The 18764-nt window shown below is 37.3% G+C and carries 17 protein-coding genes and 1 pseudogene; 8 read left to right on the top strand and 10 right to left on the bottom strand.

The features are described from left to right. Nucleotides 1-244 precede the first annotated feature (244 nt). The 5 genes and pseudogenes from D0T49_RS10285 to D0T49_RS13245 form a co-directional block, all read left to right on the top strand. Nucleotides 245-2860: a valine--tRNA ligase gene (locus tag D0T49_RS10285; protein ID WP_163631069.1), complete on the top strand. Its 2616-nt coding sequence runs from the start codon at nucleotides 245-247 to the stop codon at nucleotides 2858-2860. Nucleotides 2861-3179: 319 nt separating this feature from the next. After that, nucleotides 3180-3620 carry a hypothetical protein gene (locus D0T49_RS10280; RefSeq protein ID WP_163631067.1) on the top strand — a complete coding sequence of 147 codons (441 nt, stop codon included), beginning with the start codon at nucleotides 3180-3182 and terminating at the stop codon, nucleotides 3618-3620. Nucleotides 3621-3764: 144 nt separating this feature from the next. Then, a complete protein-coding gene (locus tag D0T49_RS10275; protein ID WP_163631065.1) occupies nucleotides 3765-5000 on the top strand; it encodes an MFS transporter in 1236 nt (411 codons plus the stop codon). Nucleotides 5001-5309: 309 nt separating this feature from the next. Next, complete coding sequence (locus D0T49_RS10270; protein WP_163631063.1) at nucleotides 5310-6632, top strand: ATP-binding protein; 1323 nt, start codon at nucleotides 5310-5312, stop codon at nucleotides 6630-6632. 67 nt (nucleotides 6633-6699) lie between these two features. After that, nucleotides 6700-6816, top strand: a pseudogene (locus tag D0T49_RS13245) (nucleotide kinase domain-containing protein); the annotation flags it as partial. On the opposite strand, the gene D0T49_RS10260 reads toward D0T49_RS13245, so the two are convergent. The 3 genes from D0T49_RS10260 to D0T49_RS10250 all read right to left on the bottom strand — a co-directional run bounded on the left by D0T49_RS10260 (nucleotide 6817) and on the right by D0T49_RS10250 (nucleotide 9860). Next, nucleotides 6817-7539, bottom strand: a complete 723-nt coding sequence (locus tag D0T49_RS10260; RefSeq protein ID WP_163631061.1) for a phage integrase SAM-like domain and Arm DNA-binding domain-containing protein — start codon at nucleotides 7537-7539, stop codon at nucleotides 6817-6819. A 681-nt stretch (nucleotides 7540-8220) separates the two neighbouring features. Further along, nucleotides 8221-9264, bottom strand: coding sequence for a nucleotidyl transferase AbiEii/AbiGii toxin family protein (locus D0T49_RS10255; RefSeq protein ID WP_163631059.1), 1044 nt, complete (start codon nucleotides 9262-9264; stop codon nucleotides 8221-8223). 2 nt (nucleotides 9265-9266) lie between these two features. Continuing rightward, nucleotides 9267-9860, bottom strand: coding sequence for a DUF6088 family protein (locus D0T49_RS10250; protein WP_163631057.1), 594 nt, complete (start codon nucleotides 9858-9860; stop codon nucleotides 9267-9269). A 456-nt stretch (nucleotides 9861-10316) separates the two neighbouring features. Between D0T49_RS10250 and D0T49_RS10245 the strand changes: the two genes are divergently transcribed. The 3 genes from D0T49_RS10245 (at nucleotide 10317) to D0T49_RS10235 (ending at nucleotide 13567) form a co-directional block, all read left to right on the top strand. After that, nucleotides 10317-11567 (top strand): hypothetical protein, encoded by a 1251-nt coding sequence (locus D0T49_RS10245; RefSeq protein ID WP_163631054.1) that lies wholly within the window; start codon nucleotides 10317-10319, stop codon nucleotides 11565-11567. A 280-nt stretch (nucleotides 11568-11847) separates the two neighbouring features. Then, entirely contained in the window at nucleotides 11848-12459 is a 612-nt protein-coding gene (locus D0T49_RS10240; RefSeq protein ID WP_163631052.1) for a hypothetical protein, read from the top strand. 46 nt (nucleotides 12460-12505) lie between these two features. After that, complete coding sequence (locus D0T49_RS10235) at nucleotides 12506-13567, top strand: ImmA/IrrE family metallo-endopeptidase (RefSeq protein WP_163631050.1); 1062 nt, start codon at nucleotides 12506-12508, stop codon at nucleotides 13565-13567. A gap of 153 nt (nucleotides 13568-13720) precedes the next feature. On the opposite strand, the gene D0T49_RS10230 is transcribed toward D0T49_RS10235, so the two are convergent. From D0T49_RS10230 to D0T49_RS10200, 7 genes are all read right to left on the bottom strand, one after another. Further along, on the bottom strand, nucleotides 13721-14062 hold the full coding sequence (locus D0T49_RS10230; protein ID WP_163631048.1) for a DUF6527 family protein: 342 nt from the start codon (nucleotides 14060-14062) through the stop codon (nucleotides 13721-13723). A 20-nt stretch (nucleotides 14063-14082) separates the two neighbouring features. Further along, on the bottom strand, nucleotides 14083-15477 hold the full coding sequence (locus tag D0T49_RS10225; RefSeq protein WP_163631046.1) for a ThiF family adenylyltransferase: 1395 nt from the start codon (nucleotides 15475-15477) through the stop codon (nucleotides 14083-14085). Continuing rightward, entirely contained in the window at nucleotides 15474-15851 is a 378-nt protein-coding gene (locus D0T49_RS10220; RefSeq protein ID WP_203583463.1) for an E2/UBC family protein, read from the bottom strand. The genes D0T49_RS10225 and D0T49_RS10220 overlap by 4 nt, the downstream gene beginning before the upstream one ends. Before the next feature lie 2 nt (nucleotides 15852-15853). Further along, entirely contained in the window at nucleotides 15854-16093 is a 240-nt protein-coding gene (locus tag D0T49_RS10215; protein ID WP_163631044.1) for a multiubiquitin domain-containing protein, read from the bottom strand. A 305-nt stretch (nucleotides 16094-16398) separates the two neighbouring features. Then, a complete protein-coding gene (locus D0T49_RS10210) occupies nucleotides 16399-17082 on the bottom strand; it encodes a hypothetical protein (RefSeq protein ID WP_163631042.1) in 684 nt (227 codons plus the stop codon). 2 nt (nucleotides 17083-17084) lie between these two features. Further along, nucleotides 17085-17870: a ParA family protein gene (locus D0T49_RS10205; protein ID WP_163631040.1), complete on the bottom strand. Its 786-nt coding sequence runs from the start codon at nucleotides 17868-17870 to the stop codon at nucleotides 17085-17087. Between the two features lie 38 nt (nucleotides 17871-17908). Next, complete coding sequence (locus D0T49_RS10200; RefSeq protein ID WP_163631038.1) at nucleotides 17909-18367, bottom strand: DUF3408 domain-containing protein; 459 nt, start codon at nucleotides 18365-18367, stop codon at nucleotides 17909-17911. Nucleotides 18368-18764 lie beyond the last annotated feature (397 nt).

Here is an 18764-nt window from a genome sequence, read left to right as displayed (position 1 = left end):
CGGGCACAGTCTTGATTTTTTGTTCCTTTTGCATCAAGGCAAAAGGAAGTAAGATGATTTAAACAAAATCATTAAATGTGAGCAAATTACTGATTGCTATTCAGTTTTTTGTCATGTACTAAAAATAAATATATAAAGCTACAAATGATTTGATTTGTAGCTTTTTTTGTACTTTTGTATTCATTTTCCGACAAGGGAAATAAATCCTTTTATAAATTGTATAATTTAATTGTAAATCAGAAAAATGGAACTTGCAAGTAAGTACAATCCGACTGAAATAGAGTCGAAATGGTATCAGTATTGGTTAGACAATAAGTTTTTTCACTCCGAACCGGATAACCGTGAGCCATATACTGTCGTCATTCCGCCTCCAAACGTTACGGGGGTACTTCACATGGGACATATGCTGAACAATACAATTCAGGACGTATTAGTGCGTCGTGCACGTATGTTAGGCAAAAATGCCTGCTGGGTTCCGGGAACCGACCATGCCTCTATTGCAACCGAAGCCAAGGTTGTGCAGAAACTGGCATCGGAAGGCATCCAAAAGAACGACCTGACCCGCGAAGAATTTTTAGTTCATGCTTGGGACTGGACGCACAAACACGGCGGAATCATCCTCGAACAGTTGAAAAAATTAGGTGCCTCGTGCGATTGGGACCGTACAGCTTTCACTATGGACGAGGAACGCAGCAAAAGCGTTATTAAAGTATTCTGCGATTTGTACGAAAAAGGAAAAATCTACCGTGGCGTACGCATGGTAAACTGGGACCCAAAAGCCCTGACAGCTATCTCGGACGAAGAAGTTTTTCACAAAGAGGTAAACGGCAAATTATACTATATTAAATACAAGGTAGTAGGCGAAGACAATTACGCGGTAATTGCTACTACACGCCCCGAAACTATTTTTGGCGACGTGGCAGTATGTATTCATCCCAACGACCCGAAAACAGCCGCTTTCAAAGGCAAAAAACTTATCGTACCGATTGCAAACCGCGAAGTGCCGGTTATCGAAGACGAGTATGTTGATGTGGAATTTGGAACGGGATTCCTGAAAGTTACTCCTGCGCATGATGTGAATGACTACATGCTGGGCGAGAAATATAATCTGGAAATAATCGACATTTTCAACGACAATGGTACGCTGAATGGTTTCGGATTGCAGTACAAAGACATGGACCGTTTTGATGTGCGCAAACAAATAGAAAAAGACCTGGATGCACTTGGCTTACTCGAAAAAGTAGAGTCATACACTAACAAAGTAGGTTATTCGGAACGTACCGATGTGCCTATCGAGCCTAAACTCTCGATGCAATGGTTCCTAAAAATGGAAGAACTTGCAAAACCGGCTTTGGATGCTGTAATGGATGACACCATTAAGTTTCACCCTCCGAAATTCAAGAACACCTACCGCCATTGGATGGAAAATATAAAGGACTGGAACATCTCACGCCAACTATGGTGGGGACATCAGATTCCGGCATATTACCTGCCACAAGGAGGGTTTGTTGTAGGAGAGACAAAAGAAGAAGCATTCGAAAAAGCATTGCAGAAAGTTGATTATCCGATTACTATCGAAGATTTGAGACAAGACGAGGACTGTCTGGACACGTGGTTTTCGTCGTGGTTATGGCCTATATCTGTTTTCGACGGCATCAACCAGCCCGACAATAAAGAAATAAACTATTATTACCCGACCGACGACCTTGTGACTGCTCCTGAAATTATATTTTTCTGGGTAGCCCGTATGATTATGGCCGGATACGAGTACCGTGAAAAAGAATGTTTCAAAAACGTATATTTCACAGGTATCGTGCGCGACAAACTGGGACGTAAAATGTCAAAATCGCTCGGAAACTCGCCCGACCCTATCGAACTGATGGATAAATACGGAGCCGATGGGGTACGTATGGGAATGCTACTCACCTCCCCTGCCGGAAACGATTTACCTTTCGACGAGAGCCTCTGCGAACAGGGACGCAACTTCAATAATAAGATATGGAACGCTTTCCGACTGGTTAAAGGCTGGGAAGTAGCCGATATTGCACAACCCGAATCGTCAAAAATTGCGGTTGAGTGGTTTGACGCACAGCTAAATAAAACCCTGATTGAAATAGACGACTTATTCAGCAAGTACCGTTTATCTGAGGCGTTGATGATGGTTTACAAATTATTTTGGGACGAGTTTTCTTCGTGGTATCTGGAAATGATTAAACCTGCGTATCAGCAACCTATCGACAAGGCTACTTACGCTTCAACGCTTGCTTTCTTCGACACATTGCTGAAAGCGTTGCATCCTTATATGCCTTTCATTACCGAAGAACTGTGGCAAGCGTTGGAAGAACGCAAGCCGGGCGAAAGTATCATGGTGTCGATGATGCCGCAACCAAAGCCGGTTAACGAAAAAATCATTGCCGATTTTGAAAAAACAAAAGAAATCATCGGAAGTATCCGTACTATTCGACTGCAAAAGAACCTCCCGAACAAGGATGTTTTAAATCTTCAGATTAAAGGAGAACATAACACTGCTTTCGATTCAGTAATAACAAAGTTAGGCAATCTGGAATCTATCAAGCCGGTTGAAGAGCCGGAGGCCGGTTCTACATCGTTCTTAGTAGGAACTACTGAATATGCTATTCCATTAGGCAGTTTGATTAACGCAGAAGAAGAAATAAAGAAGATGGAAGCTGAAATCAGCTATTACGAAGGTTTCTTAAACTCGGTGATGAAAAAACTTGGAAACGAGAAATTCGTAGCCAATGCAAAACCGGAAATAGTTGAAGCCGAATACAAGAAAAAAGCAGATGCCGAAAGCAAAATAGCTTCGCTGAAAGAAGGCATCGAAGCACTGAAAAAATAATTTGATAAAAAATCGGCACAGCGGATTTACCGCTTGTCCGATTTTTATACACGTATAAGCGTCCGTATCGCAATCGGCTCAAAGCCGCTTGTCGGAAAAAAATACACTCTCGATAAAATAACTTTAGGCGTAAAGCGGACTTGAAGCCGCTATACGCCTTTCAGCTAAAAAGGATATGCTTTTCGACGAAGGATGTTCATATCATATATACAACCGCAGTAATGAGAATATCTTTCTCAGCCGAGAAAATTATCTTTTTTTTCTTCGTAAAATCCGAAAACATCTATTACCATTTGCTGATATTCTGGCATATTGTTTAATGCCAAATCATTTTCACCTGATTGTAATAATAAAGGAAGAAGGTGCCCAAATCTCCCAAACCAAAGGCAGGGGACATATGTCTCTTTTTGCTCAGGCAATGGGGACGGTTCTTAGCTCATACACTCAGGCTATAAACAAACAATTAAACCGACAAGGAGTTCTTTTTGCACATAAAACAAAAGCAAAACCACTGAACTTTGCAAAAGATAATTATGCTTTATCCTGCTTCATGTATATTCATCAAAATCCTTTAATGGCTAATTTGATTGATAAACTGGAGGATTGGGAGTTTTCCTCTTTCCCTGATTATATTGGATACAGAACCGGAACTTTGATAAACAAACAATTAGGGTTAGCTATATTGAATCTGCAAGAAGAAGATATTTATAATATTACATATAAGCTGATTCAAGATAAGACAGACGACGATTTTTTGTGATGAAATTAATCTGTACACACGGCGACTTAGCGCCGCTTGTCAGACAAAGATAAAATACGCTGACATCTAAATTTAGGCGTAAAGCGGACTTAAAGCCGCTATACGCCCTATATATATTATAATCTGAATTTTAACAAAATAGAAATGGAACAAAATATTAGCCTGCCTCAACCAAAAGACAAACTTTGGACACAGAGTTTTATCAGTGCATGCATAGGTAATTTCCTGCTGTTTTTCGCTTTTTATCTATTGCTGCCTATCCTGCCTCTCTACCTTATCGAAGTATTCGACACAAACCGTTCTTCGGTCGGTATCATCCTCTCGTGTTATACCCTTGCTGCATTAGCCATCCGTCCCGTAGCCGGATTTATCTTAGATATGTTCAGCCGTAAACCGCTATACCTGATTGCCTACATCTTGTTTGTGGCTTGCTTCGCAGGCTATACGCTTGCCAACCTGATTAGCATTTTCGTAATTGTACGTATCATGCATGGCTTAACTTTCGGCATGGTGACCACGGCAGGCAACAGCTTAGTAGTAGACATCATGCCCTCCTCACGACGTGGCGAGGGATTGGGGTACTTTGGAGTTGCCAACAATCTGGCTATGGCTACAGGCCCGATGTTCAGCCTGTTTCTACACGATTTCTATAGTTTCAACATTATTTTCTATATTGCCATCGGAAGCGGCTTACTGGGCTTTCTGGTGGCAAGTACAATAAAAACAGAGAAAAAAATAGAGAAAAGCCTGAAACAGCCACTTGCTTTCGACCGCTTTTTCCTACCCAAAGGGCTAAGCGGTGGCATTAGCTTTATGTTTATAGCCATTCCGTACGGCATGCTGACTACGTACGTAGCTATTTATGGTAAAGAATTGGGCATACAAAGCAGTATGGGTATATTCTTTTCGCTGATGGCTGTAGGCTTAATAGGGTCGCGCCTGTTTGCCGGAAAAATGGTAGACCGTGGAAAGCTCACGTGGGTTATCGCTTGCGGAACTATCATCTGCTTAGTAGCTTTTTTCACCTTATCAAGCCTTAATAGGATAAATGCTTTTGCCGATAATACAGTGTTAATCACAGTGCTATTTTATTCCATAGCCGTGTTGTTGGGAGTAGGATATGGCATGCTATTCCCTGCCTACAATACGCTCTTTGTAAACCTTGCACCACACAACAGGCGTGCCACAGCAAGCTCTACATATCTTACCAGTTGGGATATTGGTGTAGGGCTGGGGCTGGTTGTAGGTGGGCGGATATCCGATACCACGGGCGGGTTGCCATTATCTTACCTCATCGGTACATTGTCGGTAGGCATCTCCATACTGATTTTTAAACGAATTGCCGCCCCACATTACAATAAAAATAAAACAGAGTATTGAGATGAATTGAGGATATTTCTGTTCCGTCAACAAAACGAAAATACACTGTTTCTGTTTTGCACACAAAACAAAAGAGGCTTTTATCACTCACTTGTTAGGCAAATCATTCCCAATATATTCCTCTACTCATTTAGGTGACTTGCGCGGTTCTTGCGCATTGACTAGCATGGTGACTTGCGCGGTAGAAAGGTATTATTGTTTCTGAAATCGGCATCTATAAACTTAAAAATTAGAAAGATTGCTATATCCAAACTTTTATATATCTTTGTAACCGCCGTAACAGTTACGGACGTAACAAAAACAAAGAGTATGAAGTTTTATAACAGAACAAGCGAATTGGCAGAGTTGAAACGGATACAAAACTTATCGTTCAGCGACCACTCCTGCCTGACTGTAGTAACAGGAAGAAGAAGGATTGGCAAAACAAGCCTTATTATGAAGTCAGTTGAGGATTTGCCGACTGTCTATCTGTTTGTTGGTCGTAAAAGCGAAGCAACGCTCTGTTCTGAATTTATTCCAATCATCAGTCAATCGCTTGATACTTTTATCCCTACTGAAATACGCACTTTCCGGTCATTGTTCCAATATTTAATGGAATTGGCTTCACAGAAATCGTTTAATCTCGTTATTGACGAATTTCAGGAGTTCTACAACATCAACGAATCTGTGTATAGCGATATGCAGAATATATGGGACACCTATCGAAAGAAATCAAAAATGAATCTGATAGTATCCGGCTCTATTTATTCGCTGATGCAGAAAATATTCCAGAACAATAAAGAGCCTCTATTCGGCAGAGCAGACAATATCATCAAATTATCGGCTTTTGATTTAAACACGCTGAAAGAAATTATGCGTGATTACAATCCAAGTTACACCAATGACGACTTACTTGCGCTATATACCTTTACAGGTGGAGTTCCTAAGTATGTTGAGTTGTTCTGTGATAATATTACATTGAGCATAGATGAAATGATTTCTTTCATGGTTCGGGAAAACTCTCCATTTACCGATGAGGGAAGAAATCTATTGATAGAAGAGTTTGGAAAAAACTATGCTACCTACTTCTCTATCCTAAGTGCTATCTCGGGAGGTATCAATACACAACCCGAAATAGAAGCTGCATTAGGAGATAAAAGTATAGGCGGACAAATCAAACGATTGATTGAGGATTACAATATTATTGTTCGCCAACGCCCTATACTGGCTAAAGAAGGAAGTCAAGCCGTGCGATACGAAATACAAGATAATTTTATCCGTTTTTGGTTCAACTATTTCGACCGCCATCGCTCGCTGATAGAGATAAAGAACTTTATCGGCTTACAGGCTATCATTAAATCTGACTATCCGACTTATTCGGGTATTATGTTGGAAAGATACTTCAAACAACAGCTTGCCGAAAGTTTCCAGTACAGAGCCATTGGTTCATGGTGGGAACCTAAAGGTAATCAGAACGAAATTGATATTGTTGCTCTGAAATTGGAGAAAAATCAAGCAGTAGTAGCAGAAGTAAAGCGACAAAAGAAGAACTTTAAACCAGAGTTATTGGCAGCAAAGGTAGAGCATCTTAAGAATAAATTGCTGTCTAAATATCAGATTGAAGAGATTTGCTTGTCGTTAGAGGAGATGTAGAATTTTGTTTATTTATGCAATAAATGTTTTGATCAACAATTATATTAACAACTCAATTCTTAGAATAATGATAAAAGTACGAGATGAGGCATTTAGATACTATTTCAACTTTATGGAAAAACGGATGGATATTTTTTGGTCAAGGTACAATAATGAAAAATATCCTTGGACTGATGACAGCATGTTATTTCGTCATAAGTTCACCAATGTATATCGTTCTTGCGATAGGGTTAGTCAGAAACTCTTTGTTTACTTCTTTTTCGTGGAAACGGATATTGCCAAATGGATTCTTTTGTATCCAATCATAGTTTACCGCAATGTTTAACACCTTCTTTACTACCTTCATGTAGCGGATAACCGTATTCTCCTGCAATCCCTTTTCAGCTTTCAGGAAATGAATATAATCATGAATCATACCGTTGGCAACTTCCTTTAATGGAATATCTTTTCGTTGATATTGGGCTATACTCATTTCCCGAAAATACTTCAAACAGGTATCAAAACGAGAGATCGTAACTTTTGCATAATCTTTGCCGATAAGTTCACGGCACTTGTCGTTATGCTCCTGAAATACCTGAAAGAACATTTTGTGTTCCTCATCCAGTCCGAGGAATTTCCGCTTTATTTCCATTGGATTGATTAGTTTTCCTTCTTCCTCCATCTTCCGATGGATTTCAAATAGGCGAAGTTTCACCGATTCAAGATAACGGTTAATTTCCAGTGAAGCGGCATCTTTACCGGTACAACGTTCTTTGTTCTGATTCCAAAGGTTAGGTTTTACAGCTCTCTTTAGCTGCATTTCCGATAATTGCCCTGCGATTGAGATTCGCAACATGATAGGATTCTCTCCTGATTTCAACGCTCGTGTTTTCCGAATAAAGAAAAGCACATTAAAAGTCTGTTTCATACTCTAAAAATTAATGGTTTAAAGATACTTGAACCATGCTTAATAGAGTGCCTTAAACAACAAGACAATCAGTGACTTACAGTGTCATTCGTGGTCAATTTTTCGCGGCTTAAAAAATGACCACGATTTAGCCCGAGGGAACTGCTTTACACAACATGCGTTAAACCACGTAAAAACAGACTATATAACAATAAAAAAAGCAGCTACATTTACTGTAACTGCTTGATTTTGAGGTGGTGCCACCAGAAAGAGAACCTTTACTGTATCTCTATTGATAGTCAACCTTTTATGTTTTCTTAAATTTGGAATCCCACACGATTTAGCACACGATTATTTTTCATCGTTCTGCTCGCTATTTGCATGATTTCTGTTGTAAAGGTAGGGAAAATATCTATAACAATGAAGGATTTTTTCGAAATATTATCTTGAAATAGTGCTATAATATACTGATTGACAGTTTACTATATTAGATTCTGCATAATAAACTAATAACAGCACAACACAATAAACTAATGGACTATGGCAATTTTCGTTCTGTAGGTAGGATAAAAATAGAAAAGAGAGCCCAATAGAATTTTATATAAGCAATGCATCCGCAACAATATACACAGTCTGTATATTATTGCGGATGATATGGTATTGGTTATTCAAAAATATAAATGCCCTGATACTTATATTTTTTTACTTAGGGCTAAAGAACGGAGTATTGCATGTTAGTTTTCTGAACCGTTCTTGTAAAATGGTAACGCGTTTAATTAGTTCATCATAAGATAGCCTCTTTCCATAAATGAACCCTTCTTGCATCTTTTTATAATCATCCTTAAGTGTCTCAACCAAGGGTTTCGGCGGTAAGAAAGAAATCGTTGAAGGATGGTGGCTTTGGTAATCAAATCCACTCCATGCGGTAAATTTGCTTCGATGTTCAACAATATGAGAGTATAAGAACTCATCATTCATCGCTTTTATGGCAAATTCTTTATCCATCATCTTCTCTATGTCATAAAGATGCCTAGTAAGTCTATCGATATTTCTACCGCCTCCTATTCGATTAAATTCTTCATGGAGAAGAAAAATCTTCTCTAAAAACGTCTTCCCCGGAAAAACTGTTGGCACAACAAACGGTGATTCACTAAAAGGCTCATCCGGGTATGCTTCTTCAATCATAGATCGCATTTCAACAGGTTCAAATGGTTCGATTAGAGAACGGCAACTCATTTCAACCTTAACTCTTTCGGCTATGTATGGATTCTTATCAGGCAATATAGAGGTATATTCGATGAAAAACTCAACAGGATCTTTATCCGATACTGTTGTTTCAGGATTCACCAACTTAAAATGTCCTGATAACCCCAATGCGTCCAATGCTTTTTCTATCTCTGGAACAAGTGTGTTATCTACGAATCGTTTTGATTCTTTTCTTAATTCAGTACGTTCCTTCTTACTTAGGTTCTCTCCAAATCCAAGAACAGCTCTATCTATGGCAAGATCGCAATCTTCAGAGAATCGCTCTATTAAATCCCAACCTTTGCTAAGACTCGTTCCACCCTTAAAAACGACTCCTTTGCTGCAAGCTAATCCAAAAATTGCTTTCAGAACCATGCTTACCCAAAAATCTTTTTCTACGGCATTATCATCAATACCTTTTTCTTCTGCAACATTTGCAAGAATGGTTTGTTTTTCCTCTAAAGGTAGATGTATCCAGTTCTGTTTTAACGTCGTTCCCATAATCAGATTATATTTAATTTCTTGCGAATCCACTGTGGAGCTATAAGGAAATCCTGCCTAATCATTTCCTGATTTGGCTCCTTGGCAAGTACTTCTTTTATTGTTAGTATTGTATTGTCATCAATATTATTTTCGCCGATTTCTTTCATTGCTGATACAGCTAAAGAAAACAACTCGCTTTGATAAGCAAAATTTCTGGGGACGCTTTTCTTGAAAATAATTTTGCGATTACCCACTGTAATTGACCTTGGAGTGCCATTTGTTAGATATACAGCATTCATTGGAACCTGAGTTGATAGCCCCAAAGCATTCAAAGCAGTTAAGCCTGATGGGATAATACGCGCCTTGTCTTTTTCAGCAATCGTTTTTGCAATTGTGTCAATAGATGGTTTATGTATCCCATAACGATTACGGCTTGGATACAAATAGATGCCTTGCGAGAGACGTATCAGAAATTTTTCATTTTCAAGTCGGGATAGCACCCTAGTAACCAACGCATCATTATTCAAATCAGCAAAATCACTTATCACATAAAGCCTTCCTTCTCCGTTTTGCATTATGCGGTGTTTAATTTCCTTGGATAAAACATGTGCCATATTTCTTGTTTTACTAAATTATGTCCGAAATTACTGCTTTTTTTCGGACAAAACAAGAGGGAGGTTAAAATTTGTCTGAAATTACTGCTTTTTTTCGGACAAAAAAAGGAGGGAGTGAGGATGATTATCTTTCATCGTTCTGCTCGTTATTAGCGTGATTATTTTTGCAAAGGATGGAATCATATTAAACCTGCCTGCCCTCAATTAAAGCAATTAGCCCTTTTTTTGTTTCTGTTATGCAGCAAAAATAGCGCATTATGGAAACAAAATAAAGGTATTGAGATGAATTAAGAGCATTTCTGTTTTATCGACAAGACGAAAATGAGGCCTTTTTATTTTGCGTACAAAACAAAAGAGGTTTTTCTCATTCACTTGCTGAGTAAATTACCCCACTATTATCTAGTCAATTCTTGTTTTTATGAGATATATCGGCTAAAATATGACTACTTTTGTTGGATGCAACAAGTAAATGGCATAGCTACTTTCTCTGCTCCTGTATTTGATAATCTCATTGAAAGGGCACAATACCATCCTGATTTACTCAGTCAGGAGGAGAAAGATGCTTTGTTAAGTATAATAGAGAAACTTCAATGTGTTGCAATCTGTGGTAATGATGAATGTCGTGAACTTTGGTTAATCATAGAACGTGGCTCTATAGAGGATTTCGGAGATTATGATGAGTATTTGGAGAATGAGATCGTAAGTAGCAAAGATGAGTATGAAGAGTTATGGAAAGAAGAATATCCGGATCCAATAAAATGGTATCTTCTCTCTGTAAAACGTTATAATGAAGCTTGTTTTCTTTTCATTGACAGTAAACTTACTCTGCACATAAAGAAGGAAACATCGAATATTACGGAATCCATTAATCTCCAGCTTATTTCATGGATTGATCAAACCGTTAGCAAATGTATTGACTGGCTCAAAAGAGATATGTCCGGCTATAATGAGTATATCAATCAACATCTTCCTTATACAAAACGTACTGGTCGCATCCTTCGGCAGGATTATTGGAACATTGACCCGAAAGAAAAAGAGTGGATGCTGAAGGGATTGACAACGACTGATATAGATATACTAAAGATTATTGTAGAATTGTCCGAAGATGATGAACAGACTATCTTTCCAGAGAAAATGACTTCCGGTATCTTCTTTGACTGCTGTAAAATTGGATATGACGCTAATAGCTATTTGCAGAGTGCAAATATGAAACCAGTAGATTTATACCGTAAATTTGCAGATGGAAGAGATTTCGGACTTACCCAACTGAATCCTGACTCTCCCCAAGCATTTGAAGAATGGTTTAACAAACGAGAATGGCAATTTGGTCATCCGTGGGAAGTTTGTCGAGGTGGTAACTCTACACATATTTCGCTGTATGTTGACAAGCGAGCAGATGGTTGGAGATTATCTCTTTCTGGAAAAAGCCGTAACCGAGTAGCTGAAACTGTACGATTTGCAATAGCTTTGTATAACCACAATATCCCTTTCAAGCTGTGGGATGCCAAAGAAATTTTAGCTATGGTATCCGGTACGGATTATATTGGAATTGTACCTGAGGGTATTATACCTGTCTATTGTCATTCCTATTTTCCGAAAGAGGATTGTATTGTTGATTTTATGAATTTAGCGACTGAAGAGAGAGATAAGGTTGTTAAGCTGGCTTATTGGCATGCAATAGGAGAAGCTAAATTGATTGAATATTAACGATTTGTGCAATAAACAGATCCTTCACTTGCTTATATTTATCATAGTATCCTAATGTAAATTATTTCCTATGGCATTGCAGAATACATATATTACCGATAAAGAAAGTCTACCTAAAGGTGGGTGGAAGCCGGATTTACAATTATTTTTTAATATTATATAGTACAAATTACAAGATTTCCTAAAAATTATATATCTTTGCGGCAAAAGAATATCTCTGTTGGCGCAGAGATAATCTTCATTTCTCGGTGATGCCCGAAAATAAATTAAAATTTTTGCAATGACAAAATTAAAAGAAAAGGCTTTTAGAGCCAAAAGAAAGCGTATAATAAACGCTAAAGAATGTGAAAACGACCTCAAGGACTATCTGGAAGGTCTTTTTGAATCCTTTTGGGGAGCTGTGTGTAATTATGAGAAAGAGGTTGTTCAAACTCCTATAGAGGCCAGATGCAGAGGCTTTGAAGCCTCCTTGTTGAACTCTAAAATTTTGCAAAGCGTCCAGTCTAATTTCAAAGAAGGGTGGAAATTTGGAAAATATAAACGTTTCATGCTTAGAATAAACAGTTATATTGTCTTCTTCAAGAAACTGAATAACAAAGATATGCCAATGAATATCCAAACGCGTTTTTCTTCTTCTTTACAGAATCAAGAACAGGGGAAATTGTTTGACATAAGTGATGACGGTACAGAACCAATACTATTTTTTGGTTATAATAAAGATAGATTTGGGAATATATGCAATCCAAAATTGGTATATATAGATGAAGGTAAGGTCAGTTGGACTATAACAGAATCAGATATCGAGAGAAAAAATATTTCTCTTGTATCTCAGGTTAAAGATACACCACTTTCTGTTCGTCAAAACAAAAAAAGAGAAGGTACTAATAATTAAATAAAAAGGCATCACTGAGAATTTTATTATTAAAACCAAGAGCATCATGGAAATTAATTATAAGCAATTAACTTTTGCCCGTGAGTATAGAGGAATCTCTCAGACGGAGTTGGCTTCTAACATTACAGGTCTATCACAGTCCAATTTATCCAAATTCGAAAAGGGACTTGGAACGCTATCTAATGATGTGTTAAGTAAAATTATTGACTTTCTGGGATTTCCTGAATCTTTTTATAAGGTCAAGATTTCAAACAAAGTGGAAAATGCACATTTTCGAAGAAAATCTGGGATGACAAAAAAAGAACGTTCCCAAATAGAATACTCTAATAAATTAATTGGTTATATCATTGATCAAATGGCAGAGTCAATAGTATTTCCAGATTTATCTATTCGTTTAATTGACCTTGAAGATAGTTATAGCCCTGAATACGCAGCACAATACACACGTAAATATTTAGGGTTAAAAGATGAACCTGTAAGAGATGTTTTTTCATTACTTGAGCGAAATGGCGTGATAATTGTGGAGTTTGATTACAATGTTGATTTGTTTGACGGTGTTTCATTTGTTACTGATGAGGGATATTCCATTATAATTATAAATAAGAATTTTAGCAATGATCATAAAAGGTTTACTCTTGCACATGAGCTGGGACATTTGATTATGCACTCATCAGGCGATTTTTTAATTCCTGATTATCGAGACAAAGAGCAAGAAGCTAATCGATTCGCCTCTGAATTCCTAATGCCTGCTGAAATTATATCGAAATCTTTACGTGGGTTTAAGCTAAGCTACTCAGTAGAATTGAAACGGTATTGGTTAACATCAATGGCTTCGATAATAAGAAGGGCTAAAGATTTAAGGTGTATATCACAAAGCCAATACCAATATTTCAATATAGAGTTGAGTAGGAAGGGATATAAAAAGAAAGAACCTGTGAATGTTTACATTGATAACCCTAAAATATTTTCAGAATCAATCAGACTTCACGAAGAGGAATTGGACTACACGAAGGAAGAAATGGCAAGTGCATTTCATATTCCTATTGATGTATTGAAAAGATTTTGCTATCCTTCATCCTCTCATTTGAAATTAAAATTGAGCATATAATATATGCGAAACTATCTAAACAAACCACATAAAGCAACAAATGATATTAAAAAAACACTTTTGTTGCTTTATGTCATTCTTCTCTGTTGTCATTAAGTTGCTAAAATTGAAATCATTTGGTCTTGTGATCAATAAAATATCATCAATAATTACTTAAAAATTTCTTGAATACTGCGCCCAAATTAGCCGCCCTTTCTTGATAAAGAAATGACTGTGGCAACCATCTAATTTATCTATAGAGGGAGAAATAGTAGCTTGTCCTAATTTACCTTGTTTAACAGACCATGAAGGATATTTTTTTTGATCTAATGACAACATAATTATATCATTACAACCACAAGGACATTTAAGATAAGCCCATTTTATGTATTGTTTACCACCAACAACATAAACAATATTGTCTTTCAATGTATCAGGATTAGGATTGTCTGAGATTATTTCAATTTTGTATTGAAATTTTTTATATGACCAAAAAACATCTCTGACTTTTTTCATGATAAAATTTAACTGTTTCATTATGCCATATCTAAAAAAGGTTGCATATCACCTCGCCCCCAATAATTTGATTGCCCACATATTCGACATTCATTATTGGATATGTTACCTGGAAAAATTTCGGAGCCATCTCCATATCTATGGAAAAAAAATTGTTTATGTGGAAAATCTAAAAGACTTGGATTATAACCTTGTATTCTATTAAGCAATTCATTCACCGATATTGAGGCTATTTGAGTTGTAAATGTAACCACCGCAGGAGAAGGATCTCCTTCTCCTATGACGTATGCTTCATTCTTTAGTTTTTTATAACTTTCAGGATTGTTTCGTTTCAAATCTTGTTCGTATGCTCGTTGTGTGTTTATGTTTCCTTTTGTTATAAGACAGTCATTACCTGGATAGAGATAAGATACTCTCCCTTGTAAATCTTGTATTTCATTCATGTCTTTTTTCACTTGAATTATTAGCCCCATGTCTATAACTGGGGTAAGATAAAAATAAGCAAAACGATTTAGCAAAATTCTTCCTGCATCATCATCAGTACATCCAAAAATCAAATCACTAGTTTTCAAATGGTCAATACATTCTTTGTCCGAGACCCAACTTTTTACTACTGATATTTTTGTTCCGATACCAATTTCCTTAATATACTGCTGCAAAACATCCACTTTGTACTTGCCAACATCAGATAGCTTGGCTCCATGTAATCTATTTAAATTAGATTGCTCAACAGTATCTTTGTCAATAAGGCATAACTCGCCAATTCCTAAACGAGTTAATAAAAGAGCTGTTGCGGATCCAGTAGCCCCTGCTCCAACAACAGATATCTTTAATTTAGACAAGTCTTGAACCAAAGCCTTGCCAAAGGCTAATTGTTGCCTATTAAAAACTTCTGGAGTTTCGTAATCGCTTGTCTTATCAGGATAGTTCAGTACTATTCTTTTCCCAATTATTCTGATAAGCGATATTTGTACATTTGACAAATTTGTTTTCCAAACTCGACCAATCAAATACCCATCTGGTAGCATGATAAGACTAGCGTGAATGGTATTGTAACCATTACGATTAAATGCTAATTGGAATAGTTCTTTTTCTCCTTTATCATCTATTTCTGAAAACTGATTAAATCCTTCTGGATGGTTATGAACAAGAATAATGGAAAAATTCTTACTTTCCACCTTCTTCAATATTTCTATAAAGTATTGATTATCCCAACTAACTTTGGTCGGCTCTGAGATGATTAGTTTTTCATTCGATAAGGTAATGACTTCTCTTGATAGTAGGCGTTCTTCTACTCCATTAACCAAAGAACGGCTACATATGACAAAAGCCACATGTTCATTTAAATCTTCATTCAATAAATGATTTTTCAACTCTGAATAATGGCTTTCTTGTATGGTTAACGTATATTTCATTGTGCAATTTTTACAGCGTTTATAACTTTTTGCAAATAAGTATGAATACCATCTATGCCGCTTCTCCATTCTTGAAAATGCCTTGACCATCTTTGCCATGATTTACCTTCAAAAGTTATGTTACATTGGGTTTGTCTTGCTTGGCTATTGTTTGGCTTAAGCAGGATGGCAGGATAAAAATACCACATGTCAGGCTTGACATCAGGATAACCTTTGGGAATTAATATCAATAAATCAGATTGTTCAACATTATACTTGCCTTCAGGTAAACCCCAGTTCCGTATAATTAAACCATTCTGATTACCTTCTACTTTTTCTTCAAAGGTATATCCTTTTTCTGTTAAGTAATCTCTGTCAAATTCAGGCAAGAACATATTTATCCCTCAGTTGTGGATTTTGCCCCTGTAAAAAAATGTTCTCTACCTGGCTGACTCAAATCAACTGGCTCATTATCAGCAATTTCTTTATCTGGATTTGGACCATTAACTTTTAGCCAAACACCATAATTTGTAGGGGCACCAACCAGTTTCTTGATTTCCAAACCTGTAATGAATTGGTTTTCTACATCAAATGGTTTCTGGTCAACCATAATCTTAAAAATGTTTTCTTTTGCCATTATCTCCAAATTTAATTAAACATGTCACTATTCTCTATACAATTACCGTTCCAATTATCAAGTCTGACAAAATGTCATTTACGTAAAGCGATTACTGTCTGACTAACTTTTAATCGAATACATTTTGTCGTATAAGCAACTGGCATGCAGTATCTGCATTATGGATATAGAAAACCACTTCCTTTTTTTAAATGACCATATCTTATAGATGAGAGCTTTTGCTCAATACTTCTTTATTCCACATCCTAAACTCGTACGCAGCTAATAGACTAATCAGACGTATCCTCACAAAACTCATTCCCATTTTATTCCCTAACAAACTTCCTAAAATCAAACCTCTCATTTCCTTTGTTGGATAAGGCCTGCCTATTATCTTCAATCCTATTCATAATTGCCATAGCCCGCTCCTCTGCACCATGAATCTGTTTGGTAAATTGGTTGTAAATATCAGTACCTTCAATTTTCGGGATGATATAACCAACTTGCGTTTCCTCTTCCTTCGTAATAGGTTTCCCTTGCAGTGTCTTGACTACCAATTCAAATTCGTCAAGGCTTGTTCCCGAACTGAATTGCGACCGTTCCTTTTCTGTCAGAACTGGAATCGCCTCCTCATCTATCGTGTCCGAATCAATATCGGAAGGTTCTTTTTTCTCCAACGGGATAGACATGAAAGGTTTATTCTCTTCTATCATCTTGGATTGTTGCAGCACTAGTTCTTTCAGTTCGGCTATTTCCTTTTTTAGTGGGTCTTCGGGTCTTATTGGTTCCGGTTCTGTTTGTTTAGAGATACTTTTTTCTTTCAGTTTAAATTTCGACTTCCCGACAATATCAGGTATAGGATCTTTGCGTGGAATCCCTTTCTTGCTATGTTCTTTCCTTGATTGATACTTTTTATCAAACCAATCCTTGAAGATATTCCAAAGGTTCAGGCATGCCATTAAAAAACATACCGTCGCCAATAGAATTGCTTTTATCTTTTCAGCTTCCATGATTACAGCTTGATCGTTTTGATTATCTCTTCTACCAGTAAATCCAAACTGCTGTCTTTCAGGAGTGGTTTATCGGGTGGGAATATTGTTGAGAGGAACAGGTAGTCATTTCCTTCAATGGACTGCTCCCTGTCGTAACGGACACTTTGCGGGATACGGCTCTCCATAATGGAAATGCCTAATCCTAAAATGGCTTCTTCGTAATAATTGAATAGCTCTTTTCTTTCCCGATTCGTTACTCTGTTCCAGAACGGATAGATACCCTTCAATCTGACCTGCGGATTCATGGTTATCATCTCGTTAATGGAAATAATAAAAGGTAACGTGCTCTCCATGTTGATCCGTGAGGTTGTTATCGGAACAAACAGATAATCCATCTGAAAGAATATCTCAACTACATTTTCATTATTCACTGTTCCCGGCAAGTCGAATAATACTAGATCGTATTCTTCCGATTCGTTTTCCAAAAATGCTTTTGCTCTTGCGAGAGCTTGTTCTGGTTCGGTCGGAACGATAGGATAAGTCAGTTTACCTAATTTTGTAAACAGAGATTCCGCTTTCCTTTGATAAAAAGCATTGGTTTGTAATTGTTCCGCTTCCCGCCTCCGCATCTTCTGGATACTCCATTGTGGGAAATCACAATCAATTACAGCAACATTATAGTTTTTCAAATAATGCAGATAACTGGCTATTAAAGTTGTGAAGACGGATTTGCCTGCTCCTCCTTTTTGTGTGCAGAAAGAAAGATACACAGGTCTTGTTTGCTTTTGATTCTCTGAATTGATCATGATGCTCTTTTTTTAGTTTATACTGTTTCTGAAATGAATTACTTACCGCTCCTTTTTATGGGCTTTTTGATGTTCTCTTCGTAGATACGATTGATTTCATCTTCATAGAGTTCGATATGATGGCTGATGATGTTATCAACCAATCCGCTGACGCTAATCCGTTCATTGCGTATTGAGCGGACAAGGGTTTGAAGAACTTCGTAGTTGTCTTTGCCGATATACAATCCCTGCCGATTACGGAGTTCATTACGGGAAAGAAATACCGATTCATAATCTACCGATTGTCCCCGCTTCTTTTTAGGCGGTTCTTTTGTTTTTTCTTCAATGGAGATTTCCGGTTCTGCGTTCGTTTTGTTTCCGGCAACTTCCAACCGATTTTCTGCCTGTGTGGATTTAGGCATTTCTTCATTGCTACCTGCAACCGCGACTTGACGGATAAATGCACTTGTGTCTATCTTCACACCTGCTTTTTTGTTTACTTGATTATCTTCTTCCATATATGAATGATTTTATGATTACCCATATTTATACAATTCTCCTTTTATTCATTTAATCAGCTATTCAGGTATCTGTTTCTGATTACTTGAACATTTGCACATCTGTCTATCTGCATACTTATCGCCAAATAGGCAAACAGACAATTTTTCTTGTATCCCGACTTGCATTTTTGCTTTCATGCCACAAAGAAAACGATAAAAGAAAGCTGATTTTGGAATCAAGTATAAGTGGCACTGACTGACCGTTTCTGTCCGCTTATTCTGTTGTGTATAAGCGAAGTTCATCCCCTATCTTTGTCCAACGGGAATGAAAAGCCGGGAGTTATCTATGATTTAAAACTCGTGTGACGTGAAAGTTACACCAGTAGCTGTCTAACATAGATTAGACCTATTGTTT

The organism is Paludibacter sp. 221, from assembly GCF_010501035.1.
Taxonomy (GTDB): Bacteria; Bacteroidota; Bacteroidia; order Bacteroidales; family Paludibacteraceae; genus QVMH01.
This window is presented reverse-complemented; position numbering and strand designations above follow the sequence as displayed.

What these genes read in the sequence shown, in the direction of transcription:
- D0T49_RS10220 (WP_203583463.1), bottom strand. Translation starts at nt 15,851, where the DNA reads ATGTTCTTGCCTGAATTTGACAGAGATTACTTAACAGAAAAAGGATAT.
- D0T49_RS10215 (WP_163631044.1), bottom strand. Translation starts at nt 16,093, where the DNA reads ATGGCAAAAGAAAACATTTTTAAGATTATGGTTGACCAGAAACCATTT.
- D0T49_RS10285 (WP_163631069.1), top strand. Translation starts at nt 245, where the DNA reads ATGGAACTTGCAAGTAAGTACAATCCGACTGAAATAGAGTCGAAATGG.
- D0T49_RS10280 (WP_163631067.1), top strand. Translation starts at nt 3,180, where the DNA reads ATGCCAAATCATTTTCACCTGATTGTAATAATAAAGGAAGAAGGTGCC.
- D0T49_RS10255 (WP_163631059.1), bottom strand. Translation starts at nt 9,264, where the DNA reads ATGGGAACGACGTTAAAACAGAACTGGATACATCTACCTTTAGAGGAA.
- D0T49_RS10200 (WP_163631038.1), bottom strand. Translation starts at nt 18,367, where the DNA reads ATGGAAGAAGATAATCAAGTAAACAAAAAAGCAGGTGTGAAGATAGAC.
- D0T49_RS10235 (WP_163631050.1), top strand. Translation starts at nt 12,506, where the DNA reads ATGGAAATTAATTATAAGCAATTAACTTTTGCCCGTGAGTATAGAGGA.
- D0T49_RS10210 (WP_163631042.1), bottom strand. Translation starts at nt 17,082, where the DNA reads ATGGAAGCTGAAAAGATAAAAGCAATTCTATTGGCGACGGTATGTTTT.
- D0T49_RS10270 (WP_163631063.1), top strand. Translation starts at nt 5,310, where the DNA reads ATGAAGTTTTATAACAGAACAAGCGAATTGGCAGAGTTGAAACGGATA.
- D0T49_RS10245 (WP_163631054.1), top strand. Translation starts at nt 10,317, where the DNA reads ATGCAACAAGTAAATGGCATAGCTACTTTCTCTGCTCCTGTATTTGAT.
- D0T49_RS10260 (WP_163631061.1), bottom strand. Translation starts at nt 7,539, where the DNA reads ATGAAACAGACTTTTAATGTGCTTTTCTTTATTCGGAAAACACGAGCG.
- D0T49_RS10230 (WP_163631048.1), bottom strand. Translation starts at nt 14,062, where the DNA reads ATGAAAAAAGTCAGAGATGTTTTTTGGTCATATAAAAAATTTCAATAC.
- D0T49_RS10250 (WP_163631057.1), bottom strand. Translation starts at nt 9,860, where the DNA reads ATGGCACATGTTTTATCCAAGGAAATTAAACACCGCATAATGCAAAAC.
- D0T49_RS10225 (WP_163631046.1), bottom strand. Translation starts at nt 15,477, where the DNA reads ATGAAATATACGTTAACCATACAAGAAAGCCATTATTCAGAGTTGAAA.
- D0T49_RS10205 (WP_163631040.1), bottom strand. Translation starts at nt 17,870, where the DNA reads ATGATCAATTCAGAGAATCAAAAGCAAACAAGACCTGTGTATCTTTCT.
- D0T49_RS10275 (WP_163631065.1), top strand. Translation starts at nt 3,765, where the DNA reads ATGGAACAAAATATTAGCCTGCCTCAACCAAAAGACAAACTTTGGACA.
- D0T49_RS10240 (WP_163631052.1), top strand. Translation starts at nt 11,848, where the DNA reads ATGACAAAATTAAAAGAAAAGGCTTTTAGAGCCAAAAGAAAGCGTATA.